This window comes from Rickettsia fournieri (assembly GCF_900243065.1).
GTDB lineage: Bacteria > Pseudomonadota > Alphaproteobacteria > Rickettsiales > Rickettsiaceae > Rickettsia > Rickettsia rickettsii.
Map to the genome: position 1 here is coordinate 865,245 of NZ_LT978484.1, position 26,945 is coordinate 892,189.

Consider the following 26,945-nt stretch of genomic DNA (forward strand, 5'->3'; position numbering starts at 1 on the left):
TTATTTTTTGTGGATTGCCACGCAGCCTACGGCTGCTCGCAATGACGATTATGGACCCACGCTAGCAATGCACTCCCAAGAGTCGTAAATAATTATTACTCGTCTCTTACTACTAACACTGATATATCTGAATGACGGACGATTTTAGAAGCATTAGGTCCAAGCATATAATCTTTTAATTGTAGTCTGACTGCAGAGATTATTATTAAATCGGCTTTAATTTCATTAGAGTGCTTAATTATTTCATCATAAACGGCACCGCTACCTATATAATAATCTGTTTCAATTTCATCGGGAATATATTGTTTGATAAGCTCTTTAATTTGAGCTTTATACTTTTCTTTTTTCTCCGTTCTCCAATGTTTAGGTAAATAATCTTCAAACATTTTCGTACCGAATTCAGGAATTACATACATAAAATGTAATTTTGCTTGAAAGTTCGTCGCAAGCATTAAAGCCTTAGAAAGAATACCTTTTATAGATTTTTTATCATTTAAATCTATAGGTATCAGTATATTTTTAAATATAGTATTTTCAGACATAATATATTGTTAGTTTTTGTTTCTTACTGAATCATGTTTTGGTAGAACAAAATTTTTAGTATCGGTGAAATAGTTAATGTCCAGGTTATTTAATAAGTAATTAGAAAGTTTAAAATTTGCTACGTTTCTATGAAAAGCTCCGATAAATTTATCTAAAATATCACGATTCGCCTCATCTCTAGTTACTAGGATTGCCGATACTTTTACTGTAGTTTGATCATCGGTAATCCCTGGATATAAGCCCTTATGAAGTATGGCTTTATGAAAAGCTCTATTTTGTTTTATTAATTCCGTTATTTTATCATTGTCAATAGAAATGAAATCAATTTCACACTTATTAGCTATTAAATTTACTAAGGGGTTAGGATGTCCAACCATCATTATTATAGCATCTATTTCCTTATTACAGAATTGATCACTAGAATCTTCATAATTAATATGTAGCTCTTCAGGTTCCTTAGCAAATTTATATAAAGAACGTACGACATCATAAGTAATATGACTACTGGAAAATGTCGGACCATTAGTTATTTTTTTTCCGTCAATATCAGCAAAAACTTTTATTTTATCCTCATCTTTTACAATAACCGTAAAAAACTCATCATGTAGATTAAGCACCTGACGTAAATTTTGCATTTTTTCTTGATCGTGATAATAACCTATGTCCTCATATGCTTCTACTGCAATATTAGCTTGCACTAGGGCTAAATCAATTTTGCCTTGTTGTAATAATTTTAAATTTTCTATACTACCGTTTGTTGCAACAACTTCGCATTTAATATGTTCATTATTTTTATCGTCATTTGTAATAGTCTTGCATAAATCAAGTCCAATAGCATAATATCCTTTTAAAATAGAGCCGGTACCGATTTTAATGACTTTTGGAGCAGCATAAATATTACTGCAAATAAGAAATATGCTAATAATAGTCGCTAGTTTAAAATTGTTCATAAAACGAATTTGAATTATTTGCGGTATTTTTGGTCTTCTTTATGTTCACCAAGTTTTAGTTCTAATAAATTAATAGAACCGATATTTATTCCTTTGTCTGAAAACTCAATATCAAACTTAGCTTTTTCTATATTGTTGTAAGCCGAATTTGCATTATTTTGCTCTGTATTTAATTGCGCGTCGGAAGCTTTATTAATTACTTTAGCAATAATTGTTTTAATTATTTTCTTAGAAAAAATAATATTATTCGGTAATAATTTATCAACTATGGAATTATAATTTTCCAGCTCAAAATATAGTTTTCCTTTCGGTAATTTATTGGCAAAGAGTTGTAAATCACCGTTTAAATTAACTTTAGAATCATTATCACAAGTAAAAATAAATCTTTCTATATTAAAATTTTGTAAAATAGCTGAATCTTCTCCGTCTGCAGCAAATTTTAAAGAAGCAGCAATATCTAAATTAGCATTTTTAAAATTCACAATATCTTTTTCTGAATAATAATTCATGTTTAAAAATAAGGATATATTTTCCTCACTTGCTAAATTCTGTTTTCTTATAAGAAATGCTAAATCATTAATTTTAAAGATTTCTTGATTATCTTTAAATATCAATAATGCTTTATTATTTAACTGAATTGATTTTAATATTTCTTTTAAATTATCATCTTTTGATATTTTATATAAAGGTTTATTAAATTTTCCTATACCCTTTATGTCATCATCGCTGCGTACATCATAGGTAAATGTTTTGTCGCCGTAATTATCGACTTCTCTAATAAAAGGACCGAAATTAAGAGCGGCTCTTTTAGTACTAAAAGCTATATTTAGTACAATATTTTCGCATGTAAATTCTTTAGAATTTACATGATCAATTAATTTTACTTTAGGATCCGTTACGGTAATTTTCCAATTAAAAGGATAGCCTGAAAACTTAACTGCATTATAAGATATTTTAAGATTATCGGATTCAGAATTCTTCATTAAACTTACAACGTTATTTTTTATAGTATATGCAGTTGCAAACCATATTATAGTAAAGGCTAAAAACACAAAAAGAAGTATTTTACGTATCACTTTTTTAATCCATTATAATTTTATATTACGAGTAGCAGCAGGAAGGCGTACTTTTATGCCGTCTAATTCTTCGGTTAAAATAATTTGACATCCCAATCTAGAAGTATCGGTAAGACCAAAGGCTAAGTCAAGCATATCTTCCTCTGCTTCCGTAGGTTTTTTTAATTTGTTGTAAAATTCTTCTTCTAAAATAACGTGACAAGTAGCACAAGCAAGCGATCCTTCACAAGCTCCCTCAAGGTCTAGATCGTTACTATGGGCAATTTCTAAAATAGAAAGCCCTATCGGTGCTTCTACTGTTTTTTCTTCTCCATCATTTATAATAAATGTTACTTTTATTTTTCCTGACATTCTTCTTATTTTTCCTTATCTAAATTGGTTCGATTATATATAATATTTTATATATAACTGAGGCTATTTAATTTGATTGATATTTTTGCCTTTTAGCAAATCATTAATTATTATATTAAACTTTGTATACATAGATTTTTTTATTTTGGATTTAAACTCTTTAATAGAATTATTAATTAAGATCCGATCTCTAGCGTGTACGGCTTCTTTTATATTATCTAATAAAGAATTAATTATAGATATCTCACTTTCCGATAATAAAGTTGTTAATTCCGCTATAGCACGTTCTATGCTAAAGATTAAAGCCTCTGCTTCAATTACTGCTTCTTGTAATAATCTTGTAGTATAATCTATTTTAGCATTTTTATACGCGTTTTCTAACATAATATCAATCTCCGTTTTATCAATACCGTGATTTGGCTTTACTTCTATAGCATGTGATGTATTGCTGATTTTCTCATAAGCAGAAACGGATAATATACCGTCTGCGTCAATAGCAAAAGTAACTTCGGCTCTAATATATCCTGCTTTCATAGGAGGAAGTCCCTTTAACTCAAATCGGGCTAAACTGCGGCAATCGGCAGCCATTTCACGTTCACCTTGCAATATATGAAATTGTATACCGGTTTGATTATCGACATAAGTCGTAAATTCTTTTACTACCGAAATAGGAATCGGAGTATTATGCATGATGATTTTTTCAACTATACCGCCATATAATTCCATACCCAGCGATAAAGGTACTACATCAATCAATAATGAATTTGTATGGGGTGCTATTAAATTTTCTGCTTGTAATGCAGCCCCCCATACAACTGCTTTATCAGGATCGATATCTGATAGAATATCTATTTTAAATGCTTTATATAATTCGTCTTTTATTAAAGGAATGCGGGTTGCACCCCCTACTAAAATAACTCCGTCTATATTTGGATTTCCTGCTTGTTCTAAACACTCTTGAGCTATATTGATAGTACGTCCTACTAAGGGTAAAATTAATTGCTCTAATGTTTGCTTATTAATTGATATATTATCATTATTAAAACTATCTTTATATGTTAAAGTTTCCTTTGCTTTTTTTGCAAGTTGTAAAGTATCTATAGAATTAGGTAAATCAAATTTATTGCAAAGATATTGTGTAATTACTATATCTATATCGTTGCCACCAAGCATATTATCGCCGTTTGTTGCTATAACTTGAAAAATACCTTCTTGTATATTAAGAATAGATACGTCAAAAGTGCCGCCGCCTAGGTCATATACTAAATAACAGCCTTTTTGATTTTTGTTTAAGCCGTAAGCATAGGCAGCTGCAGTAGGTTCGGCAATTAGCCTTAATACTTCAAAACCTGCTATTTTAGCCGCAAGCATTACTTCGCCTCTTGCTGCATTGTTAAAATGTGCAGGTACTGTTATTACTGCTTTAGTTAGATTAGTCTTTAATTGTTCTTCTGCTTGATTTTTTAGGTAAATAAAAATTTCTGCTGCAATTTCAGAGACTCTCAGTTGTTTATTTGCAAAATTTAGCTTAAGCTCACTACTATTTACATCTAGATAATCTTTAACTAACGAAAAAAGTGCCGGAGTATTTAGAATTTCTTTTAATGTTTTACCGAATAGTCTTTTAATAGAACGCAGTCCTTTATTATTACCTATAGTAAAATTGTTACTTGTAAAATCTATAGTAGTTGGGATTAATTCTTTATCATCTATAGATTTAATAACTTTAACTTTTCTATTAGCTGCAATAGCTATTAATGAGTTAGTAGTGCCAAAATCGATACCGACTGCTATTTGCCGTTCTTGCTTAAAATCAGCTTGCTCCGGTTCCCTAATTTCTATTATTTGCATGATTTTATTTTTTCTTGCAGTTTATGCAGCAATGTCCCAATATATTTAAGCTTGCTAGTTTTTATAGTTGCGTCTGATAGATTGTGTTCTTCAAAAGCTTGTTTTAAAGAATCAATTTCAAGCTTTTTCATTAATTCATATTTGTCTTTTATTTTTTCTAAATCACTAAATAAGATAGTATTTTCGATTATTTCCATTTCATCCCAGAATATGCTTAATTCTAGAGGCGAAAGTAAACTACGTGTTTTTTCGTCATCTAAATTTATATTTTGCAAAAGCAGCATATATTCAGCACGCTTTAAGGCATCTTTAAGAGTAGAGTAAGCGTTATTTAATTCAGCCGCAGTAATTAGATTTTGTTCCTTTTCCTGCAAAGTTTTTGTTTTATCGGGATGATATTTTACCTGCATAGCAAAATATTGCTTTTCTAATATCTTTAAATTAATATTATACTCTTGCGGAAGTCCTAATAATTGAAAATAATTTTGCACTTTTCCTTTTTTGTAATTCTAAACTGCTCTATCATATATCAAAAATTAAAAAAATACAATTATGGAAGTAGATCTATTACATTTTGAAAAAAAATATCATAACTGTATTGTAGCAGGTATAGATGAAGCAGGTAGAGGACCACTTGCAGGTCCGGTAGTAGCAAGTGCCGTTATAGTAGATAACGCCAATATTATAACGGGCATTAAAGATTCTAAAAAGCTTTCCAAAAAGAAAAGAGAATTACTATATGAACAAATCACTAGTAATTATGTTTGGGCAACTGCTATTATTTCTCATACCGAAATTGATGATATTAATATATTAGAGGCAACTAAAAAAGCTTGTTCTATTGCTGTAGCAAATCTTAGCCTTGAGCCAGAAATAGTGTTAGTTGACGGTAATATGCAGTTTAAGGATGAAAGATTTGTCAGTATAATTAACGGTGATAATTTATCATTATCGATTGCTGCGGCTTCTATTGTTGCAAAAGTTACTAGGGATCGTTTGATGCTAGACTTAAGTGCTGAATTTCCCCAATATTTATGGCACAAAAATTCCGGCTACGGTACCAAAGAACATATCGAAGCTATTAATATACACGGCTTATCACCGTATCATCGTAGGAGTTTTAGGTGTTGTTAATGGTGTTGCCTGTGTGGACACTGAATCGTCATTGCGAGTAGCCATAGGCTGCGTAGCAATCTCATGAAATAATAACAAACTCCTGAGATTGCTGCATCAAAACTTACAGTTTTGCCTCGCAATGACTATGACGATTTTGGTATCCACAACGCACACTATTAACTCAACTCGAGTGCCGCCTCTTCTAGAGTTTTTAGCTGATCACGAAGTTTTATGGCTTGTTCAAATTCAAGATTACTTGCGGCTTTAAGCATTTCTTTCTTTAATTTATCAATATGGATTTTTAGCTTGGCAGGATTATCAAATAAAGTATGAGCTTGTTTTTTATCAAGCTTACTATCGATTTTCTCAAATTCTGCTAAAGCGTGAATAGCACGGTTGATGGTTTTTGGAATTATGCCGTGTTTTTCATTATATTCCTGCTGAATTTGCCTTCTACGCAACGTTTCACTAACGGCTTTATCGATAGATTTAGTCATTTTATCGGCATAAAGTATAACTCTACCCGCGCTATTTCTTGCAGCTCTTCCTATTGTTTGTATTAACGATACTTCCGACCGCAAAAACCCCTCTTTGTCTGCATCAAGTATAGCAACTAAGCCGCATTCAGGGATGTCAAGCCCCTCCCTTAATAGATTAATACCGACTAAAACATCAATAGTACCTTGTCTTAAGTCTCGTAAAATCTCTATACGCTCTAGAGTATGAACGTTAGAATGTAAATAAGAAGTTTTATATTTTAGCTCCTGCAAATAGGCGGTTAAATCTTCTGCCATTTTTTTAGTTAAGGTGGTGACTAGAACACGAAAACCTTGAGCGATAGTGGTTTGAATTTCGCTAATTAAATCCTCAACTTGGTTAGTAGCGGGTTTGATAATACATTCAGGATCAAGCAGCCCCGTAGGTCTGATAATCAATTCTACAACCGTGCCGCCGGTTTCTTCTAACTCGAACGGTCCTGGAGTTGCAGATACAAACACAGTTTGTGGTCTAAATTTTTCCCATTCTTCAAATTTTAAAGGTCTGTTATCAAGTGCAGAGGGTAGACGAAACCCATGCTCTACCAAAATTTCTTTCCTTGCTCGATCGCCGTTATACATTGCTCTAATTTGCGGTACGGATACATGGCTTTCATCAACAAATAATAATGCATCTTCTGGTAGGTATTCGAATAATGTAGGAGGCGGCTCACCGGCATTATGTCCTGTGAAAAAGCGAGAGTAGTTTTCAACGCCTTTACAGCTGCCGGTTTCCGTTAACATTTCAAGATCATATTGAGTACGTTGATTTAGCCTTTGAGTTTCAAGTGGTTTGTCTTGTGACTTTAAAAACTCTAAGCGTTTTTGTAATTCTTCTTCAATACCTGATATGGCATTATTGACCGTTTCTTGAGGCATCACAAAATGTGAATTACCAAAAACCATAGCTTTATCGAGCTTAGCAAGTTTTTCACCTGTTAGGGGATCAAATTCATGGATATATTCGAGTTCATTACCGAAAAACGATAAACGCCAAGCTTTATCGCTGTAATGTGAGGGGAAAATATCTATGTTGTCGCCTTTAACTCTAAAACAGCCACGCTCAAATCCGATATCGTTACGCTCATATTGTAGATTTATCAAATCGTTTAGTAGCTTATCACGAGGGTAGCTTTGACCAGGCTCTAGATTAACCGTCATTTGGTAATATAAATCGGGAGAGCCAAGCCCGTAAATACAGGAAACGGAAGAAACTACTATAACGTCACGACGCTCTAATAGCGATCTTGTAGCGGCATGACGCATTAAATCAATTTGTTCGTTAATTGATGAGTCTTTTTCTATAAAAGTATCGGTGCGTGCTATATAAGCTTCGGGCTGGTAATAATCATAATATGAGACAAAGTATTCAACGGCATTCTTTGGAAAAAGCGATTTCATCTCTGAATAGATTTGGGCAGCTAAAGTTTTATTATGAGCCATAATAAGAGTAGGACGATTAGTTCTCTCTATAATATTTGCCATAGTAAAGGTTTTGCCTGATCCCGTAATACCAAGCAACATTTGTGAGCGTTTTTTGCTACTTAACCCTGCTATAATTTCATCTATTGCTTTTGGTTGATCGCCTGCCGGTTTATATTCTGAGATAATAGAAAAATTATTCATGCATTTTTACTTGCTTTAAAAACTATAGTTTAAGATAATATATTAAAATCTAACAAAAAAATATAACATTATGAATAAAGCTATATTACACACAATTATTGTTTATACTCTCGCTAGTTGTCCTTATTGTATAAAAGCTAAAGCATTGCTTGATGAGAAAAATGTTGCTTATGAGGAAATTGAAGTAAGTAATTTTACTCAGGAAGAGAAAGAAAAATTTATTAAGAAATCCGGTGGAAAAAAGACCGTCCCGCAGATATTTATAGATAATATGCATGTTGGCGGTTGTGATGCTCTGTTTGATCTTGAAAAAGAGGGAAGGCTAGATAAGCTGTTAGAAAATCAGCCAAAGACGACTTCACCTGCTGCCGGAGCGTAATTAATAAAAACGTCATTGCAAGGAAATTACGAAGTAATTGACGAAGCAATCTAAGGAGTTTGTTATTATTTCATGAGATTGCTACGCTCCCTACGGTCGCTCGCAATGACGATTTAGTATCCACGCGAGCAATGCCCGCTCGCAATGATGCTGAAAACTACAAAAACTTCAAAATGTCCAAAAACAAAACTCGCAAAAATTCATTCCATCTACTTCTGCCGTATTTATGGTCGAAGGATTTTGATATACGCCTGCGTATTGTTACCTCTCTTATTTGTCTAGTCATAGCTAAAGTAATAAATATTTTCGTTCCTATTGTTTATAAATATATAATAGATGGGCTAAATAAAAACTTTGCTCTTTCGGTTATTATCGGGATTATTGTTGCATATGGCGGAACAAAAATACTTGTTCAAATTTTCAGTGAATTACGAAATATCATTTTTTCAAAAGTAGGACATCAAGCAACTTGCTTAGTTGCTCTAAATGTCTTTAAGTACATGCATAATTTAAGTATGCGTTTTCACATTACCAGAAAAACAGGGGGCTTAAGTAGGTCAATAGAGCGTGGTACTAAAGGTATTGAAGCGGTACTGCGGTATTCGTTATTTAATATTTTTCCGACAAGCGTAGAAATTATATTAGTAAGCGGGATGTTATGGTATGTTTACGGTATTTGGTTTGCCGTAACTATTTTAATAACAATGATAGTTTATGTTGGTTATACTTGCCTAATCAGTACTTGGCGTATTTCTTTTGCAAGGGAAATGAACCAAAGCGATAACACCGCCAATAATAGAGCAATCGATAGTTTACTGAATTTTGAGACCGTTAAATATTTCGGTAATGAAGAATATGAGGCGATAAAGTTTAATGAGGCTTTACAAACTTATGAAAAATCAGCTACTAAAACTACTAACAGCCTATCGATTTTAAATATCGGGCAGGATGTTATAATATCCTTAGGGCTTGTTAGCCTTATGATACTTTCAGCAAATGCTATTAACCAAAATAAAATGACCGTCGGCGATTTAATAATGGTTAATACTTATCTATTTCAGCTATCAATTCCGCTTTCAATACTTGGCTTTGCTTATAGAGAAATTAAAAATGCTCTAGTTAGTATGGAAGATATGTTTAAGCTGCTTGATATACCGGCAGAAGTAGAGGATGCTTTGAACGCTAAGGAGCTAATTATCTTAAAAGGTGAGGTTAGTTTCGATAATGTTAGCTTTGCTTATAATCAGGAACGTCCGATTTTACATAATATAAGTTTTACGATAAAGAGTGGTAAAACTTTAGCAGTAGTCGGTAGTAGTGGGGCAGGGAAATCGACGATATCACGCTTGCTTTTTAGGTTTTACAATATTAATAGCGGCAATATTACTATTGATGGTCAGGATATAAGAGAAGTCACGCAACAATCGCTGCGTAAATCTATTGGAATTGTTCCGCAAGATACGGTACTGTTTAACGATACGATATATTACAACATCGCATACGGTAATAATGCAGCAAGCTACGATGAAGTTATAGCAGCCTCAAAAAATGCTCATATTCATGAGTTTATTAGCACGTTACCCGAAGGGTATGAGACGCAGGTAGGCGAGAGAGGCTTAAAGCTTTCGGGCGGTGAGAAACAGCGTATTGCAATTGCAAGAACCATCTTAAAAAATCCAGCAATATATGTTTTTGATGAGGCAACAAGTTCGCTTGATACTAAAACCGAAAAGCTAATTCAAGCAAGCCTTAAAGAGATCTCGGCTCACCATACTACCCTTATCATTGCCCATAGACTCTCAACTATTATCGATGCAGATGAGATTATCGTTTTAGATAACGGTTATATAGTTGAGCGGGGTAACCATAAAACCTTGCTACAGCACAAAGGCTATTATGCCGAACTTTGGTATAAACAGCAAGAAGAGGAACATTCTTAAAATTTATCATTATATCAACTATAAGCTTTGTTAAGTGGTTTGGTAAAACCAGCTCGATGTCATTCCCGTGGAGGTTTTGTTGCGTGGATATCAAGTCGTCATTGCAAGCGAACGTTAGTGAGCGTGGCAATCTCAGGAATTCTTCTCAAGATTGCTGCGTCAAATTACTATGTAATTTTCCTCGCAATGACGAAAAAACTGATCCACGCAGGAATGACATGGATAGCTAATTGATATTTCAAAAAATTGGCTAAAATCTCTTGCAAGAATAGCGGTGACGTTATGCCGGGGTTTCAAAGCCTCTATCCCAAGCGTTATTATCAGCCGTATAAATGGTATAATCCTCGACTTCCTGGTTGGGGGATAGTAGCTATGTACAAGGTTTAAAGTGTAAGCTTTAAACCTAAAAGCTATTATAACTGTTCTGTGACGGTTCTTTGAACGTCCCAACCACCCGAAGTTAAAATCTGCGGTGGTTAAAACTTGAGCAATTTAAGTGTAATCACGGGAGCAACTACATGTTCAACAAAAATAATAAATTATTATCTAAAATATTACCGTTCTCTAAGAAAAATAAAGATTTAGAAAAACTAAGATCTAAGTTTAAACAAAGGGACTGTTGCGAGATGAGAGGATAGCAGGTATAATTAAAAAAAACAAAAAATATGTTCATATGTCTGAGTATCAAATGATAATGGTAAGTTTAGATGAGTTAATAAGTGTGGATCATCAATATCGTAAATTCAAAAGTTTATTCAATTTTAAAGCAGTTGAAGCTGAGTTATTAGCAGTAGAATGCGAAGCTAACTATAAAGGCTATGGTATAGTGAGGCTGTTTAAATGTTTGCTGCTGCAATTTATGGAAGACTTATCGGATCGGGAATTGGAACGTTATTTAGCTGATAGCACAGCGGCAAAATGGTTTTGTGATTTTGCTCTTACAGAGAAGACGCCTGATTATAGTGTATTTAGTAAAATACGTAAAAAAATAGGCACTAATTTACTATCAAAAATATTTGTAAAATTCCGAGATCAACTACGAGCACAAGGCTATATGGGTGAAGTATTTACCTTTGTAGATGCTTCTCATTTAATCTCAAAAGCTAATCTTTGGGAGGAACGTGATAAACTAAGAACACAAAAATATGATAAATTGAATAATGAGACTCTGCCTAAGGTTGTAAAGGATAAACAAGCTAAAATTGGCTGTAAGGGAGCAAATAAATTTTGGTATGGTTATAAAAAACATGTGAGTGTCGATATTCAATCAGGAATGATCAATAAGGTTGCAGTTACCCCTGCAAATGTTACTGATAGCAAAGGTTTTAAGCATGTTATGCCAAGCTCCGGTGCTACATATGTTGATAAAGGTTATTGTACAATCTCTGCCAAGAATGCAGCAGCTAAAAAGGGGTTCCATCTTTGCTCAATAAAGAAAAATAATATGAAAGATAAGAATTTTGACCTTGATAAATATTATACGAAAATCAGAGCACCTTTTGAGAGGGTATTTTCAAAAGATAATAAACGGGTTAGATATATAGGAATTGCCAAAAATCAATTCTCTGAATTTATGAATGCCATATGTTTTAATTTAAAACGATTAGTGGTTTTAACAACTTTAATAGCTTAGAGAAATTTGTTAATAAAAATCCTAACTCTGTAAACAAATCTCTATTAAATTACTATACTATTGAATAAATTTTATCTCAATATTAAACAGAATTTCTTTTTAAAAATATTTGGACAGAGCTAAATATTTATTTATCTGTTTTCCTCTCATTTTACTATTAAAAATTATCTCGCAACAGTCCCATTCTATATTTACTTGGTTAACTAACTTTCAGTTAGAACAATATGCTAGATTTATATTAAATCTTCCAAAGAATTATAAGGACTATGAAGATTATTTTTTACAAGAAAAACAACAAGACAGATATTCAAAAATCAAAGCTTTTAATAATGTTCAAGATAAGAAATTCTTGGCGAGAAAATATTTCAATTTATCAAAGCACGAACAATCAAATAATTACCCATTGTTTCAAAAAAATACTTTAAAATTGCAAAAATATTTAGAATATCTTTATGAATATAATACTGCAATTGATAAATCTGAATTTCTAGGTTCTGTAGATAGCTATTAATTATTCTTGTGATAATATATAAAAATTATATATTAATAAAACAATCATTTATTAAGAAAATTAATATGCTGAAATCAGAAAATATACAAAAATCCGATAAAACTCCTAAAGTTATAAGTAAAGACACGTTTTTTAGACCTTATGGCCTTCCATCTTATTCTATTTACTATATGGATGACGACACAACTATATATCGTGAATCTGAATCACCTCATCATTATGATAAAGTTAAAATGATAGGTCATGATACCGGATAGTTTCATAAATATTTTACTGGATTTGGGTTTGAATAGACATTACTTAGAAAGAATTGCTTTGTGAGTTAATTGAGCCTCTCGATGTCATTCCTAGCTAGAAGCAGAAATCCAGTAATAAAAAGTTCATACACTATAAGTTTTTAATAATAATTCTATGTAAAATTTTAAACCTTTCCTATCACATTGTAGCAGTTCTTAAGCCCAACTAATACTAAATTATATTCATGAACAATGCAGCGCCTTCAATTACTTTTAAGCTTGATATTATCACGGTTTATAACACCCTCAATATATTATCAGAAAGTAACATAAGAAATTTTAGAAAAAACTTTTCCGGTCTTGATTTAGTAGAAATGGATAAAAACTTTTCATCTATACCAACTGTTGGTGTCGCTATAGAAGTAATGCATTATATATTTGGACATTTAAATAGTGCAAAATCTACAGTAAGTAGAAAGAAAGCTACAGAAATTAAGCATTCACTAATACATAAATTAATGCCTAATTATCCATATGAAAGTTACACAAATCATGAATTATTGAAAAATTATGAAATAATACAGAGACCAGGCTTTTTTGAATATCAATTAGATGGTGAACTCATAAAATGGATGCCGGATAAAATCATTTCTATACCACCTGATACGCTAACCAAAATTCAAATAATGAGTCTTGCCTTTCAATGTAGTATATTAAATAGACACAATGAAGCTGCTAAAGAGATATTTAAATGTATAATTGCAGCAATAAATCTATATTTTAATTACTTTGCAAAAGAAGTTGAACAATATAGCAAATGTGCAGAATATCTACTCCCAGTACTAAAGCTTATTGAACCGGAATCTAAGCTTAAAATTACCCAAGCACTAGTACCGTATATAAAATCCAGTTTAGATTTGTCAGGTCAATTCTCTGATTTATTAATGGAAAATAAAAATTTTGAAGGGGTAAAAGCTTTACTTGAAGAATCTATTTTTTCGTTAAATACTAATACTGAAAATCAGGTTTTAGCCCAGTGGTATTATAGAACAGGGCGTGTTTATGAAGAAACCGGGAGCTATGATATGTCCACTAAATGTTATGAACATGCTTTTGTGCTTCTACCTACACATCCAACAGCAGCCTATCATTTATGGTCTAATTATAGAATACAAGGCAAATGTGATAAAGCTAATGACTTAATACAATATGTGCCGGTAGAATATATAAAATACATTCTAGAAATGTTAACTAATCCATATGAAATTTCTTATAAGACGTTAGATGTAATAAAAAAATCCCTTAGTTCCTTTCTATTCATCAATATATGATGGCTGTGAATACATGGCTTTTTATAACAGAATTTCCAATAAAAAAATTAACAAAAACCAGCAATCAATATTAACCGCAAAACTAAAAGCAATTAGTGATACCCCAAACAACATACTTCTCGCATTCTCACTTGCCCTATGTAGTAAGCAATTTAAAACGGCTTCTGATCTTTTAAATAAGATACCTGAGCATCAAATAAATTTGTATGAAAAGGCTATTATAAAACTTCGGAGTTACGTGGACCCAATTATACGTTACGGGACTGTTGCGAGATAATTTTTAATAGTAAAATGAGAGGAAAACAGATAAATAAATATTTAGCTCTGTCCAAATATTTTTAAAAAGAAATTCTGTTTAATATTGAGATAAAATTTATTCAATAGTATAGTAATTTAATAGAGATTTGTTTACAGAGTTAGGATTTTTATTAACAAATTTCTCTAAGCTATTAAAGTTGTTAAAACCACTAATCGTTTTAAATTAAAACATATGGCATTCATAAATTCAGAGAATTGATTTTTGGCAATTCCTATATATCTAACCCGTTTATTATCTTTTGAAAATACCCTCTCAAAAGGTGCTCTGATTTTCGTATAATATTTATCAAGGTCAAAATTCTTATCTTTCATATTATTTTTCTTTATTGAGCAAAGATGGAACCCCTTTTTAGCTGCTGCATTCTTGGCAGAGATTGTACAATAACCTTTATCAACATATGTAGCACCGGAGCTTGGCATAACATGCTTAAAACCTTTGCTATCAGTAACATTTGCAGGGGTAACTGCAACCTTATTGATCATTCCTGATTGAATATCGACACTCACATGTTTTTTATAACCATACCAAAATTTATTTGCTCCCTTACAGCCAATTTTAGCTTGTTTATCCTTTACAACCTTAGGCAGAGTCTCATTATTCAATTTATCATATTTTTGTGTTCTTAGTTTATCACGTTCCTCCCAAAGATTAGCTTTTGAGATTAAATGAGAAGCATCTACAAAGGTAAATACTTCACCCATATAGCCTTGTGCTCGTAGTTGATCTCGGAATTTTACAAATATTTTTGATAGTAAATTAGTGCCTATTTTTTTACGTATTTTACTAAATACACTATAATCAGGCGTCTTCTCTGTAAGAGCAAAATCACAAAACCATTTTGCCGCTGTGCTATCAGCTAAATAACGTTCCAATTCCCGATCCGATAAGTCTTCCATAAATTGCAGCAGCAAACATTTAAACAGCCTCACTATACCATAGCCTTTATAGTTAGCTTCGCATTCTACTGCTAATAACTCAGCTTCAACTGCTTTAAAATTGAATAAACTTTTGAATTTACGATATTGATGATCCACACTTATTAACTCATCTAAACTTACCATTATCATTTGATACTCAGACATATGAACATATTTTTTGTTTTTTTTAATTATACCTGCTATCCTCTCATCTCGCAACAGTCCCAGAATATAAATTTGCTCTATAGTCCGAAGAAAAAATAACAGCAACTTCTGATTGCTTTATCTCTTTTCTTTTTCAATAACGTTATTAGATAATATAAATAACTCTTTATTAAAATGTTTTTTATTTTCTTGAGTTTGAATGATTATGTCAAACAGCTCAGTTTCTAATTCGTCTGAGGTAAATAATTGTTTGTATTTATTAAGCCGTGGACCAAAAGCTATAGATTCAAGTTTTTTTAAATATTGAATTAATTTTATGTACAACTTTAGGTTAAATTTAAGAGCGGTATTTTATATGAAGAATTGACATAAGTCAAGAGATATTAAATTAATGGTTTAAAAAATATGTATCACCTCGTGATTTGTTCACAGAATCCAGTTAAAAATACTAATATTATTAGTATTTTTAGTTGTTTTCTGGATACTGTGGTCAAGCCACGGTATGACACTGAAGTGTTTTTCAAAAGCCATACTAAATTGATTACTAAAATTTTTCACATAACCTAATGACAAAAATAAAATATGAATATATTATTTAATTTTAGAATAATTTAAATAATATATATTCAATGAGTGCAGATACTAATATTAGCGACGGTTTAGAAGTCATGACGCAAGATCATTTATCGATTTTTTCTTTAATAAGCTCCTCCGACATTATCGGTAAGTCAGTTATGCTGATGTTGCTTATTGCCTCTATTTGGTCATGGGCTATTATTTTGGATAAAATATTTAAGCTAGTGCAAGTGCAGAAAAGCATGCGGGCATTTGAAAATGTGTTTTGGTCCGGTGGAGTATTAGAGCAATTATATGAAAGCATAAAGAGGTCGGTTAATAATCCGCTAGCTTTAATTTTTGTCTCAGCTATGGATGAGTGTAAAAGCTTAAGCACTAAAGGGCTTTCTGAAGGCTTAAAAAACAACCATAAAGAGCGTATAACGGGTGCAATGTACTTAGCTCAAAATAGGGAAGTCGAAAAGCTCGAGAAAAATTTAAGCTTCTTGGCAACTGTTGGATCAAGTGCTCCTTTCGTAGGTTTATTCGGTACCGTTTGGGGGATTATGCATAGCTTCCAATCGATTGCTACTTCAAAAAATACTTCTCTTGCCGTAGTAGCTCCCGGAATTGCTGAGGCGTTACTTGCAACTGCGATAGGCTTATTTGCCGCTATTCCGGCAGTAATTTTTTATAATTATCTGATTTCCCGTATTACTCTTATCAATAATAAGATTGAAGATTTTATTATTGAGTTAAACTCTATACTTTCTAAGGCAATTGATCAGGAGAAAATGTAATGGCTATAAAGCTTGCCGGAAGTAATAGAAAAAGTAAAAGAGCGGTAGTGAGCGAAATTAACGTTACGCCGCTTGTTGACGTGATGCTTGTGCTATTAATTATTTTCATGATTACTTCTCCAATGCTTGTGTCAGGAGTAAACGTGGATTTGCCTGAGACAAATTCAAGCCCGATTTCAGATCAGGATGAGCCTTTGGTTGTTACTATCAATAATAAAGGCAAAATTTTCTTACTTGAAATTCCAATAGAAAGAGTGCATTTAACCGACAAGCTTGCAAATATCACTAAAGAAAAAAAGGATGCTAGAATTTTTGTAAGAGGCGATAGAAATGTTTCTTATGGGCAGGTAGTAGAGATAGTTGCCGAAATTCATGCTGCCGGCTTTTCTCGTGTAGCTCTTATTTCAAATATTAAAAATAATGAAAAGTAATCAAAATAAGGATAATTTTACGGTTTTCCTTAGCTTCTCTGTTGTTCTGCACTTACTTCTTTTATATTTTTTTCTATTCGGTATGCCGTCACTTTTTGAAAAATTACCGGAAGAGCAAACCATAACTTTTGAAATGTTACCTGTTAGCGATAAATCAAATATTATCACTCAGACAAAGCAAAAAGAAGCCCCTATAGAAAACGAAGACGCTAAAAAATCTGAGCAGAGTAAGCCAAAAGAAGAAGAACCGCAAGATTTGCCTAAAGAAGAAAAATCAAAAGAGCCTGAGGCTAAAACAATGGAAGAAAAGCCTAAAATAGAAGAGAAAAAACCTATAGAAGAACCAAAGTCTGAAGAAGCAAAAGAAGCGTTACCTGCGAAGAAAGAAGAAGTAAAGGAAGCAAAACCTAAAGAAGAAGAAAAAAAACAAGCAGAAGAAAAGAAGAAGCCCGAAGAAAAGAAAGAGGAAACGAAACCGGCTGAGAAATCTAAAGAGGTGAAGAAAAAAGAGCCTAAAACTGATGAGCTTGATTCTTTGCTGAAGCATTTAGAGCAATCTTCGGAAGGGGATAATGTAAAATCCAATAAGCATCAAAGGTCAAAAAAAGCTGATAATGCAAAAGAAGCTAAAGGGGTTTATACGGATGGGCTGCCTCTTTCCGATAGTGAAACATCTTTGATAAAAAGACAGATTGAAAGACATTGGAGTAATGTACCGGCAGGAGTTAGAGGTAATAATAAGGTAAAAGTCATTATTAGTATTACGCTAGATAAAGCAGGTAATGTTGAGCAGGCAAAGGTTAACAAAAAAATCTGTCCTAATATTCCGGCTAGTGTTTGTGAAGCTTTGGCAGATAATGCAATTAGAGCGGTATGGCAAGCAAGCCCTATCGAAAACCTTGACTCTGCACGCTTTAACCATTGGAAAGAGATTAATTTTAGCTTTGATCCAAGTAAATTGTAGGTTGAGCATTGCCTGCGTGGATACCATCCTGTCATTACGAGCAGTCGTAGACTGCATGGCAATCTCATGAAATAATAACAAACTTCTTAGATTGCTTCGTCAATTATTACATAATTTCCTCGCAATAACTATTTTCGAGCCACGTAGGCAAGCCTTTCGCAGGAATGACATTAAGAACCATGCAATAATTAAAAAATATTATTCATCATGTTCGTGGTGATCACCGATTAATTCAAACCTCATATCTTTTTGCTCATTATTGAAACAACAGTAGCAGCAATAACCAAACAAGAATAATAAGGTTGCTTCCATTAAAAATAGGGTCAAAGCAGCATTACTAGAGCTTGCTAACTCATATTCTGAAGGTAATAAATCCGTAGGGATGTCTTTGTTCATAAAACTTAGTTATTATGTTTACTATTTGTAAATAAAAAAACTCTATAACTTTGTCTATTAAAATTACATTTATTTCACAAAGTTTTAAGAGCAGGATAAGTAAATAATAATACATGGCATAAATTTAGACCAAAATGAACTATCACAGAGCATAATATTTTGTCTGTTTTATAATATGCATAACCATAGAAAAAACCGCATATAGTGCTTAAAGCTATATATATATATATATTAGTCTGCCTTGAAAATATGTGATCCTAAATATTAAAGATGCTATAATAACAGCTAAAATCTGCTGTTTTGGTAAAAGATTTTGTAATGTTCTTTGTAAAAACCCTCAAAAGAATACTTCCTCAGCCATACAGACGAAAAAGAAATATTGTTGTAATGAGAAAAATGTAGGTGATAGTTAAGGATGACATATAAACCTTTGTAAAAAACTATTTTTTAGTATATAGTTATTTTTTAGCATTAAAAATGGAAAATTTATTAAATATAGAGATTTTTAATAAATAATAATTGGATTTTAAAAAGAAAATATAAAAGATAATCATAAAAAAAAACAATAAAATATTATATATATATATATATAATGGAACGATTTTATGAAAGATATAGAATATTGGGAAAAAAATTTTGAAAGCTGTAAATATTCAGATCAATTAATCGAAAGGCTTTTATTTTTAAATACCCAAGTAAAACAACCTATCGATATTAGAGAAGTTCAAAAAGGTATTTATTATGCTCGTAAATATCATGGTGAGCAAATGCGTTACTCAGGTGACCCTTATTATTCTCATCCAATCGCAGTAACAATTATGGTAGCGGAATTTGTAGCAAAAGAAGTGCCTAAACTCTTTACTTTTAGAATGCTACAAGCTGCATTACTTCATGATACTATTGAAGATACTGAACTTACTGAAGAAATGATTAGCAATCTTTTTGATGAAGAAGTAGCAAAGCATGTAGCAGGTCTAACTAGAATTAAACCTTGGGGCAAAATAAGTAGCGAGAAAAGTCTTATTTTATTAATTAAACAAAAAAGATACGATACTGCTCTTATAAAACTTTTTGATAGAATACATAATTTACAAACTTTGGAAGCAAAATCGCCTGAAAAAGCTAATAAAATAATTAAAGAGACATTAAAAAGCTTTTTAGTGTTAAGTGAAATACTTGAAATACCTTCAGTTTCAGAGCTTATATATGCTGAATGTTATAAAAATAATTTAAAATTTAATATAAATTCTACTTTTAATAAAATTATAAATTTCGATTCGTTTCCATTTTCTCAAAATAAGTTACTCCCATAAAAAAAGTTATACCTACAGGAATGAAAATTAAAAATAATCCCCAATATCCTAGATAATTGGTAATATAAACTAAACCAAATGACGTTATAATATAAGTAAATAATTTTGCTATTGCACTTAGCATACTAGTATATGTAAATCTCTTAAAAACCGGAAAATATTTATAAAATATAGGAGCTGCTGGTACGTGATCAAATACGAATAATGCAGCTAAACATTGAAAAATAAAAATATATAAAGGAGTAGGGTTATAATTTAACATTATAGGAAAAAAAATGAGAGAGGTAAAAAATAGATATAATTTTACCTTTAGGATTTTTAAAGGATGGATTTTATAGCTAATAAATGCAAGACCGATAATACCGAGTAAATCTATTATAGATACCCAAAAATTTTGATTTATAATTTGATTTGGAGTAAATCCGCATTCTCTTTTTAATATATCACCGCAATATATATATACGAAATAAAAACACGGTGGTCTAGCACACTGGATAAAGAAATACCAAATAGAGGTGGTGTTTGGAACTTTTTGATCTAGAATATCTTTGTCAATTTCTTCAAGCATAATATTATTTTCTTGAAGTCTTAGTTTTAATTTGTTTCTTTTATTTGAAAATGCATCTGCTTCTTTTAAACTAGTCCTTGCAATAGTACCTACAAAAGCGATAGTTGCACCAACGAAAAAGGCTATACGCCAACTTGACTCATGGTGATAAATATTTTGATTAGTAAAAATTGATGCAATACCTAGTGCTACCGTAGTGCCTACGGCAGAAAATACGGTTATAATTGTTACTAATGGATATTGTATAGGAGGAGATGAATTTTCGGTTAAGTACAGCTCTGCACCTCGTGCTTCTGCAGTTGCTGACATACCTTGAATTATACGACATATAGTAAGAACCCAAGAGGCTGTTATACCTATCTGTGCATATGTTGGCATGCTGCCTATAATCACACAAGTAATAGCCATTAATAGGGTAGTTAAAACAACTACAATCTTACGTCCAAAATGATCGCCTATATACCCAAATATTAATGCTCCTATAGGTCTTAGCAAATAGGTAGAACAGAAAGAAAAGGCAGTAAGCAACGAAAAAGTGAAAGGATCATATTCCGGAAAAAATAAATTATTTAAAAGCACCGCCATATGCACATAAAGCATAAGGTCAAAATACTCTAGAAATGTACCTATAGAAAGTAATCCGACTGCTTGTTTTTGTTCTGTATTTAAACTTCTTTGTTCTTTTTCGTAGCCTAACATAACCTTTATATATTAATTAGATTACAAAATAAGCTATACTGCTTTTGATTCAAAGTCAATAAAGGATTAAGAATTTTTAATAAATATTGTAAATATTTAGGTTTCGTAAAGTTATCTAACTTAAAATTTTCAAATTATCTATTTTTCTCTGAAAGCTTTAAATGCAGTATCAGTAACGGGATCAAGTAAATATCTAAGTAGTGTTCTAGTACCTGTTACGATTTGTACCTCAGCTTGCATACCGGGGTGTAATTCAAGATTTTTAATTTTAGCAACTTTGTTAAATTCATCCATATCGATTTCAACTCTTGCAACATAATAATTATCTTGCTGTTGTCCTGGATGCTGTCTTTCATCTTGTACGATATCGGGAGATATGCTTACTACTTTACCGGTAAATGTTGGAGTTGTTCTTGATTTAAATGCACTGAAACGTATTTTTGCAACTAATCCCTCATGTACTGAGTCAATGTTTTTTTGAGATACCTTTGCTTCTATTATTAATGGGTCATTAGTTGGCGAAATTTCCATAATAGGTTGTCCGTGACTTATAACACCGCCTATTGTATGATATTTTAAATTATTAACTATACCGTCAACAGGTGATCTGATTATCACACGATTAAGCGAATCCGTCAGGGCATTATATTTTTCTTTAAGAGATGCGGTTTGTACTTGAGCTTCACGAAGCTCTGTTAAAGTCCGTTCAGTGTATTTATTTTGTTGATTTATAATTTTAATTTGAGTTTCGGTAATAGCATGGCGTATTCCTGCTATTTCGGCTTCAGTTGTTGCAACATCGCTTTTTGAAGCGGCGACTTTTGCCTCTTGGTCTAATAAGGCTGCTTTTTGTACAAAGCCTTTTTCTTTTAACGTTCTTAAAGCTTTTAAACGGTCTTGATAAACTTCAGCAGTTTTGGAGGCGGCAACTTTTTTTGCTTCTAAACCTTCAATTTTTTTCTCAAGTTGAGCAATATTTTGATGTAATGCATCTTTCTCTGAGTTATATACTTCTTTTCTAGATCTAAATAAATTTTCCTGCGTATGAATTATTTTAGCTACTTCTGGTAAATTGATATCCTGCATTAGAAAATCAGAGAATGCGATTTGTTCTAAATGATCACGTTCGGCAATTAAACGATTTTCAGTTGCTAAAAAATTACGGTACTGACCAAGAATATTTTCATGTTCGCTTTTTATTCTAGTTTCTTCAAGCTCTATTAATTTATCGCCTTCTTTGACTTTATCACCTTGCTTCACATAAATAGCATTGATTATTCCGCCTTCATGATGTTGAATCGTTTTTTTATTTGTGCTTGGCATTACGATACCGACAGCTACAGCACCACTATCAAGCGGAGCAAGAGCCGACCATAATCCGCCCATTAATACTAAAAAGATAATAACATAAATACCGAAAAGTATAGGTGACCTTGCAGCTTGGGCTACGTTATTACGATCTTTATCGGTTTTCTTGGTAATAAAATTAACAAACCTATCAAGTTTTACTAATAAGAATTCTATAGTATGAGAGGTTTTCTTTAATGCAGTATTTATTAAAGCTTTACGTTTAGAACTTTGACCTTTAAGGTTTAACGCATCTTCTCTTAAGGACAATAATTGTTTTAATTGTTTCGGAGTAATTTGAGGTTTATTGTGTTTTAAGTCCTGCATAATATTTAATCATTATTATATTTAGTCAGCATTGTTTGTATTTTGCGTCATTGCGAGGATATGACGTAGTAATTGACGAAGCAATCTCGATAGAATTCATGAGATTGCCACGCTCACTAACGTTCGCTCACAATGATGATTTGGAAGCCATGCAACAATGCCAATCAAGTCACGATTTAATATGAATTGTACCGCTTTTTAAAGTTTTAAAGTGTTTTTGAATTTCTTCTTCCGTTCCGTAAACTGCAACGGCTCCATCCTGTAATATTAGAATTTTATCAACAACGGATAATACGGATGGTCTATGTGAAATTACAAGAACTGCTATTCCTTTAAGTTTTGCTTGTTTTAAGGCACTTGCAAGGGCAACTTCACCTGCCTCATCTAAATTAGCATTAGGCTCATCTAAAATGATGAGTTTTGGATTACCGTAAAAAGCTCTAGCAAGCCCGATACGCTGTCTTTGACCACCTGATAGATTAGAGCCTGCAGGACCGATATCAGAATCATAACCGTCAGGGAATCTTAATATCATTTCATGAGCTCCGGCTATTTTAGCTGCTTCAATAACTTTTTGCGGATCGGCATCTTCTTCCATTCTAGCTATATTTTGTTTAATACTACCGCTAAAAAGTTCTATTCCTTGAGGAAGATAGCCGACATGTCTACCGAAATCTTCTCTATTCCAACGATAAATTTCAGCACTATCTAAACGTACGGAACCTGATGATTCTTTCCATACCCCAACTATGATTTTAGCTAAAGTTGATTTTCCTGTAGCCGAAGGACCGATAATTGCTAAAACTTCGCCCGGTTGTACTGCAAAACTAACTCCTTTTAAGATATATTTCGGTACGGGAGGTTGCGGTAAATATTTCGGTATAGGGTGAACATAATAAATATTTTCAACAGTAAGATGACCATCAACGTTCGGAATTGGCATCGTTTCGTCTCTAGAAGAATAAGTGTTAAATAAATTATTAATGTTTTTGTATGATTTAATAGCACCGCTCATACTTTTCCATAAATCAATAGCATTATCGAAAGGAGCAAGAGCTCTACCGACTATGATAGAACTCATAATCATATTACCGGGAGTCATATCTGCACTGTGAGATTTGACAACAATGTAAGCACCGACTCCGGTAACAGCCATTTGCATTATATTACGGATAAACCTTGAAAAGTTAGAAATAACGCCGTTACGATAGCTAGCAACCGATTGCTTATTAAGTGCTAATATGTTAAATTTATGCCAATTTTTTGTAACATTCTTCATCATTCCCATTGCTTCAATTGCTTCTGCATTTCTGTTTGCAATATCGGCTTGTGTCATACCTTTTATCGAAAATTCGGTAGCTTCACCGAGTGTTTTATTAGTAGCTGCAGCGTTAAAGAAAGCGGTTGAAACTATTATAATTGCACCAAAAACGGTAATAAGACCGATATATGGATGAATTGAAAAAATAACCGCAATATAGATAAGGCTCCAAGGGGCATCGAATAAAGTATTAATTCCGGTACTTGTTAGGAATGTTTTGACGGCTTGAAAATCACGTAATAATTGGCTAGAACCCATATTTGCTCGTGTTGCAGCTGCAGAAATTGAAGAAGCAAAAATTACGGGAGCTACTGTTCTATCAAGCCATTCTCCTACCTTTATAAGTGTAAAAGAACGAGCAATTTGTAATAATCCGTAAACAAAATAAATATATGCGATTATTATTGATAAAAATAATAATGTTTGTAGATTACCGCTTCCAAGGACTCTATCAAGAACTTGTAGTGAGTAAAGAGGAGTAATTAACATTAGTAAGTTGATTACAAAAGCAAACCAAAAGACTATCCAAAAAGTTGTTCTACATTCGCCTAATGCTATTACTAGCGGGTTTTTGTTATTTAGATTATTATTTTTATTATCCATATTAGTTATATTATAAATAATTATTAATTAATTCTTCAGCAATTTGAACACTGTTTAAAGCTGCTCCTTTACGTAAGTTATCACATGTGATCCATAGATTTATCGTATTATCTCTACTTACGTCATTTCTAATTCGGGAGACATATACGGCATCTTCGCCTACCACTTCAACGGGTGAGATATACGCAAGGTAATTATTATTAGAAATTGTAACAATTCCATCGGCATCTTGTAATATTTCTTCGACTTCTTTGGCATCAATTTTGTCGTTAAATTCTATGTTAACCGATATAGAATGACCGATAAATACTGGTACTCTAACAGAAGTAACGCTAGCTTTAAAGTGATTACCTATAATTTTGTTTAGTTCAGAAGCAATTTTTGCTTCTTCACTTGTATAGCCATCTTTATTTAAATCACCTATATGAGGAAAAAGATTAAATGCAATCTGTTTTGGAAATTTCTTAGGATCATTCTCTCCAAAAACATATTTAGATTTTGTTTGGTCGTAGAGTTCGTCCATTCCTGCTTTACCTGCTCCTGATACTGATTGATAAGTAGATATCACTACTCTTTTAATCTTTATTTCATTATCTAGCGGTTTTAATGCTACTGCAAGCGGAATGACGATACAGTTAGGGTTAGCTATGATATTTTTAGTATTAAACTTTTTAAGTGTTGATAAATTAACCTCAGGTACAATTAACGGCACTTGATTATCAACTCTAAAAAGTGAGGATTTGTCGATAACTACACAATTACTAGCAGTAGCTTTTGGTATAAATTCTTTTGAAACTTCTGAACTTGCACAAAAAAAAGCAATATCGATATCGTCAAAATGTAAACTTTTTAAACTATTAATTTGTAGTATTTTTTCTCCAAAGCTTACTTCCCGCCCTAGAGAGCTATCTGAAGCTATAGCATAAACTTTATTAATAGGGAAATTACGCTCAGCTAGAATATTGAGAGTTTCACGCCCTACATTTCCTGTAGCTCCGATTACTGCAATATTGTATTTTTTAGTCATTATTTATTAATCCGATGAGTTTTTCACCTCCGATAATATGGAAATGGAAATGAAAAATAGTTTGTCCCGATTTCTCGCCTTTATTAGTTATTAAACGATAACCGTCTTTATCTAAACCCGCTTCATTTGCTATATCAGAAAGTTTAGCAAAAAAATGTTTTATTTCGTCTATAGAAGCTTTAGAGATGAAATCGGCATAATCTATATATTCGTTTTTAGGTATAACGATAATATGTACAGGTGCTACGGGTGCTATATCTTTGAATGCTAAAATTTGTTCGTCTTCATAAATTATTTCTGCCGAAAGATTTTTACCTATGATTTTTGCAAAAACATTTTCTTTGTTATACATCATTTTATTCCTGTTAAAAGCTTTATTGTATGGCTTGATTTTCCGTCATTGCGAGTAAAAAATGTAAGTTTTGACGAAGCAATCCAGTAAGAAATGCTAATTTTAGCATTTCTTTAATTTTTTTCTGGATTGCCGTGCAGTCTACGACTGCTCGCAATGACGATTTAATATTTATGAAACCACGTTTCTGTTAAACAAGCATACTACGTTTTAGAAATTTTAATTCAGCTTCAATTCGAGAGTTGGCAATTATTATATCTTCTAGTCGGTAATTATTTCTTTTTAAATAATTTTCTCTAATATCTGAAGCAAAAAAGCCGAAGCCTAATATTAAGACTATCTTAAATATAAACTTTAACTCTTCGATATTAATCGCTGTAACGATTATATTCGCTATTACGGCAATAGCAACAATTAACCACATTTTATGGTATAATGCCCAAAATATACTTAAAAGAGCCGCTATCCATGAAAAGCCTTCTGCAATAACAATAAAATTATTATTTTTTTGTGTGGAGTTAATGTATATTGCGTATATATTCATTATTTAAGTTTAAGCCTTGAAAATTCAAGGGACAATAATTAATTAAATTGGATTAGTCAAGTATACTCGTTTAATTTGGAAAATTGGCTACGTCGTTTTGGTAAGTCCTCGGATGCTCACGTATTAATATACGCTCCGCTCCTCGGCTTACAGACTCCTTGCTCTTTTCCAAATTAAACTTCGTCTATTCGTCTACTTAACAGTAATTCTAATAGTAC

29 protein-coding genes and 2 pseudogenes are annotated in these 26,945 nt (G+C 32.2%); 13 read left to right on the forward strand and 18 right to left on the reverse strand.

The window, feature by feature from the left end:
* Positions 1-95 precede the first annotated feature (95 nt).
* The 6 genes and pseudogenes from C4Q30_RS07905 to hscB all read right to left on the reverse strand — a co-directional run bounded on the left by C4Q30_RS07905 (position 96) and on the right by hscB (position 5,262).
* Positions 96-542 (reverse strand): universal stress protein, encoded by a 447-nt coding sequence (locus C4Q30_RS07905; protein WP_012736528.1) that lies wholly within the window; start codon positions 540-542, stop codon positions 96-98.
* Between the two features lie 9 nt (positions 543-551).
* Positions 552-1,493 carry a TAXI family TRAP transporter solute-binding subunit gene (locus C4Q30_RS07910; protein WP_103897665.1) on the reverse strand — a complete coding sequence of 314 codons (942 nt, stop codon included), beginning with the start codon at positions 1,491-1,493 and terminating at the stop codon, positions 552-554.
* Positions 1,480-2,569: pseudogene (locus C4Q30_RS07915) on the reverse strand (RP198 family tick cell line-upregulated protein). The gene C4Q30_RS07910 and the pseudogene C4Q30_RS07915 overlap by 14 nt, the downstream one beginning before the upstream one ends.
* Positions 2,570-2,581: 12 nt before the next feature.
* Positions 2,582-2,920 carry a ferredoxin family 2Fe-2S iron-sulfur cluster binding protein gene (locus C4Q30_RS07920; protein ID WP_004996492.1) on the reverse strand — a complete coding sequence of 113 codons (339 nt, stop codon included), beginning with the start codon at positions 2,918-2,920 and terminating at the stop codon, positions 2,582-2,584.
* A 63-nt stretch (positions 2,921-2,983) separates the two neighbouring features.
* Entirely contained in the window at positions 2,984-4,771 is a 1,788-nt protein-coding gene (gene hscA, locus C4Q30_RS07925; protein WP_103897667.1) for a Fe-S protein assembly chaperone HscA, read from the reverse strand.
* The gene (hscB, locus tag C4Q30_RS07930) at positions 4,762-5,262 is read right to left on the reverse strand and encodes a Fe-S protein assembly co-chaperone HscB (protein WP_103897668.1); all 501 of its coding nucleotides are present in this window, start codon (positions 5,260-5,262) and stop codon (positions 4,762-4,764) included. Before hscB ends, hscA begins: the two co-directional genes overlap by 10 nt.
* 61 nt (positions 5,263-5,323) lie before the next feature.
* Between hscB and C4Q30_RS07935 the strand changes: the two genes are divergently transcribed.
* A complete protein-coding gene (locus tag C4Q30_RS07935) occupies positions 5,324-5,905 on the forward strand; it encodes a ribonuclease HII (RefSeq protein WP_010976924.1) in 582 nt (193 codons plus the stop codon).
* Positions 5,906-6,063: 158 nt separating this feature from the next.
* Here C4Q30_RS07935 and uvrB read toward each other — a convergent pair whose 3' ends face one another.
* On the reverse strand, positions 6,064-8,049 hold the full coding sequence (gene uvrB / locus C4Q30_RS07945; protein WP_103897670.1) for an excinuclease ABC subunit UvrB: 1,986 nt from the start codon (positions 8,047-8,049) through the stop codon (positions 6,064-6,066).
* Between the two features lie 70 nt (positions 8,050-8,119).
* Between uvrB and grxC the strand changes: the two genes are divergently transcribed.
* The 8 genes and pseudogenes from grxC to C4Q30_RS10590 all read left to right on the forward strand — a co-directional run.
* A complete protein-coding gene (gene grxC / locus C4Q30_RS07950; protein ID WP_010976927.1) occupies positions 8,120-8,428 on the forward strand; it encodes a glutaredoxin 3 in 309 nt (102 codons plus the stop codon).
* A gap of 173 nt (positions 8,429-8,601) precedes the next feature.
* Entirely contained in the window at positions 8,602-10,368 is a 1,767-nt protein-coding gene (locus C4Q30_RS07955; RefSeq protein ID WP_103897671.1) for an ABCB family ABC transporter ATP-binding protein/permease, read from the forward strand.
* A gap of 246 nt (positions 10,369-10,614) precedes the next feature.
* Entirely contained in the window at positions 10,615-10,755 is a 141-nt protein-coding gene (locus tag C4Q30_RS09235) for a hypothetical protein (RefSeq protein ID WP_209445221.1), read from the forward strand.
* Between the two features lie 232 nt (positions 10,756-10,987).
* The gene (locus C4Q30_RS07960) at positions 10,988-12,001 is read left to right on the forward strand and encodes a transposase (RefSeq protein ID WP_209445201.1); all 1,014 of its coding nucleotides are present in this window, start codon (positions 10,988-10,990) and stop codon (positions 11,999-12,001) included.
* Positions 12,002-12,110: 109 nt separating this feature from the next.
* Positions 12,111-12,512, forward strand: coding sequence for a hypothetical protein (locus C4Q30_RS08915; protein ID WP_198913028.1), 402 nt, complete (start codon positions 12,111-12,113; stop codon positions 12,510-12,512).
* A 65-nt stretch (positions 12,513-12,577) separates the two neighbouring features.
* Positions 12,578-12,769, forward strand: a complete 192-nt coding sequence (locus C4Q30_RS07965; protein ID WP_103897770.1) for a hypothetical protein — start codon at positions 12,578-12,580, stop codon at positions 12,767-12,769.
* Between the two features lie 224 nt (positions 12,770-12,993).
* Positions 12,994-14,079: a tetratricopeptide repeat protein gene (locus tag C4Q30_RS07970; RefSeq protein WP_245207547.1), complete on the forward strand. Its 1,086-nt coding sequence runs from the start codon at positions 12,994-12,996 to the stop codon at positions 14,077-14,079.
* Positions 14,080-14,092: 13 nt separating this feature from the next.
* Positions 14,093-14,326 (forward strand): annotated as a pseudogene (locus C4Q30_RS10590) (hypothetical protein); the annotation flags it as partial.
* Positions 14,327-14,520: 194 nt separating this feature from the next.
* Here the strand turns inward: C4Q30_RS10590 and C4Q30_RS07980 are convergent.
* Together C4Q30_RS07980 and C4Q30_RS07985 are read right to left on the reverse strand one after the other, a co-directional pair.
* Complete coding sequence (locus tag C4Q30_RS07980; protein WP_209445222.1) at positions 14,521-15,585, reverse strand: transposase; 1,065 nt, start codon at positions 15,583-15,585, stop codon at positions 14,521-14,523.
* A gap of 12 nt (positions 15,586-15,597) precedes the next feature.
* A complete protein-coding gene (locus C4Q30_RS07985; protein ID WP_245207548.1) occupies positions 15,598-15,804 on the reverse strand; it encodes a hypothetical protein in 207 nt (68 codons plus the stop codon).
* A gap of 305 nt (positions 15,805-16,109) precedes the next feature.
* On the opposite strand from C4Q30_RS07985, the gene tolQ reads away from it, so the two are divergent.
* From tolQ to C4Q30_RS08005, 3 genes are read left to right on the forward strand one after another with little or no spacing between them, the layout of a single operon-like run.
* Complete coding sequence (gene tolQ, locus C4Q30_RS07995) at positions 16,110-16,835, forward strand: protein TolQ (RefSeq protein WP_103897673.1); 726 nt, start codon at positions 16,110-16,112, stop codon at positions 16,833-16,835.
* The gene (gene tolR / locus C4Q30_RS08000) at positions 16,835-17,266 is read left to right on the forward strand and encodes a protein TolR (protein WP_103897674.1); all 432 of its coding nucleotides are present in this window, start codon (positions 16,835-16,837) and stop codon (positions 17,264-17,266) included. The genes tolQ and tolR overlap by 1 nt, the downstream gene beginning before the upstream one ends.
* Entirely contained in the window at positions 17,256-18,230 is a 975-nt protein-coding gene (locus tag C4Q30_RS08005; protein ID WP_103897675.1) for an energy transducer TonB, read from the forward strand. Before tolR ends, C4Q30_RS08005 begins: the two co-directional genes overlap by 11 nt.
* A gap of 198 nt (positions 18,231-18,428) precedes the next feature.
* On the opposite strand, the gene C4Q30_RS08010 is transcribed toward C4Q30_RS08005, so the two are convergent.
* Both C4Q30_RS08010 and C4Q30_RS10745 read right to left on the reverse strand, forming a co-directional pair.
* On the reverse strand, positions 18,429-18,626 hold the full coding sequence (locus tag C4Q30_RS08010; RefSeq protein WP_103897676.1) for a hypothetical protein: 198 nt from the start codon (positions 18,624-18,626) through the stop codon (positions 18,429-18,431).
* 74 nt (positions 18,627-18,700) lie between these two features.
* Entirely contained in the window at positions 18,701-18,877 is a 177-nt protein-coding gene (locus tag C4Q30_RS10745; protein ID WP_103897772.1) for a CPBP family intramembrane glutamic endopeptidase, read from the reverse strand.
* 354 nt (positions 18,878-19,231) lie between these two features.
* Here C4Q30_RS10745 and C4Q30_RS08025 point away from each other — a divergent pair, with 354 nt between their 5' ends.
* On the forward strand, positions 19,232-19,939 hold the full coding sequence (locus tag C4Q30_RS08025; RefSeq protein WP_103897677.1) for an HD domain-containing protein: 708 nt from the start codon (positions 19,232-19,234) through the stop codon (positions 19,937-19,939).
* On the opposite strand, the gene C4Q30_RS08030 is transcribed toward C4Q30_RS08025, so the two are convergent.
* The 7 genes from C4Q30_RS08030 to C4Q30_RS08060 form a co-directional block, all read right to left on the reverse strand.
* A complete protein-coding gene (locus C4Q30_RS08030) occupies positions 19,890-21,206 on the reverse strand; it encodes an MFS transporter (RefSeq protein WP_103897678.1) in 1,317 nt (438 codons plus the stop codon). The two genes, C4Q30_RS08025 and C4Q30_RS08030, sit on opposite strands and share 50 nt — an antisense overlap.
* A gap of 138 nt (positions 21,207-21,344) precedes the next feature.
* Entirely contained in the window at positions 21,345-22,880 is a 1,536-nt protein-coding gene (locus tag C4Q30_RS08035; protein ID WP_103897679.1) for an HlyD family type I secretion periplasmic adaptor subunit, read from the reverse strand.
* Positions 22,881-23,049: 169 nt separating this feature from the next.
* Complete coding sequence (locus C4Q30_RS08040) at positions 23,050-24,804, reverse strand: type I secretion system permease/ATPase (RefSeq protein WP_103897680.1); 1,755 nt, start codon at positions 24,802-24,804, stop codon at positions 23,050-23,052.
* A gap of 10 nt (positions 24,805-24,814) precedes the next feature.
* Positions 24,815-25,831, reverse strand: a complete 1,017-nt coding sequence (gene asd, locus C4Q30_RS08045; protein WP_103897681.1) for an aspartate-semialdehyde dehydrogenase — start codon at positions 25,829-25,831, stop codon at positions 24,815-24,817.
* Complete coding sequence (locus C4Q30_RS08050) at positions 25,824-26,183, reverse strand: HIT domain-containing protein (RefSeq protein WP_041404383.1); 360 nt, start codon at positions 26,181-26,183, stop codon at positions 25,824-25,826. Before C4Q30_RS08050 ends, asd begins: the two co-directional genes overlap by 8 nt.
* A 190-nt stretch (positions 26,184-26,373) precedes the next feature.
* A complete protein-coding gene (locus C4Q30_RS08055; protein WP_004996102.1) occupies positions 26,374-26,727 on the reverse strand; it encodes a DUF2628 domain-containing protein in 354 nt (117 codons plus the stop codon).
* Between the two features lie 70 nt (positions 26,728-26,797).
* Complete coding sequence (locus C4Q30_RS08060) at positions 26,798-26,899, reverse strand: palindromic element RPE5 domain-containing protein (protein WP_014410558.1); 102 nt, start codon at positions 26,897-26,899, stop codon at positions 26,798-26,800.
* Between the last annotated feature and the right edge of the window lie 46 nt (positions 26,900-26,945).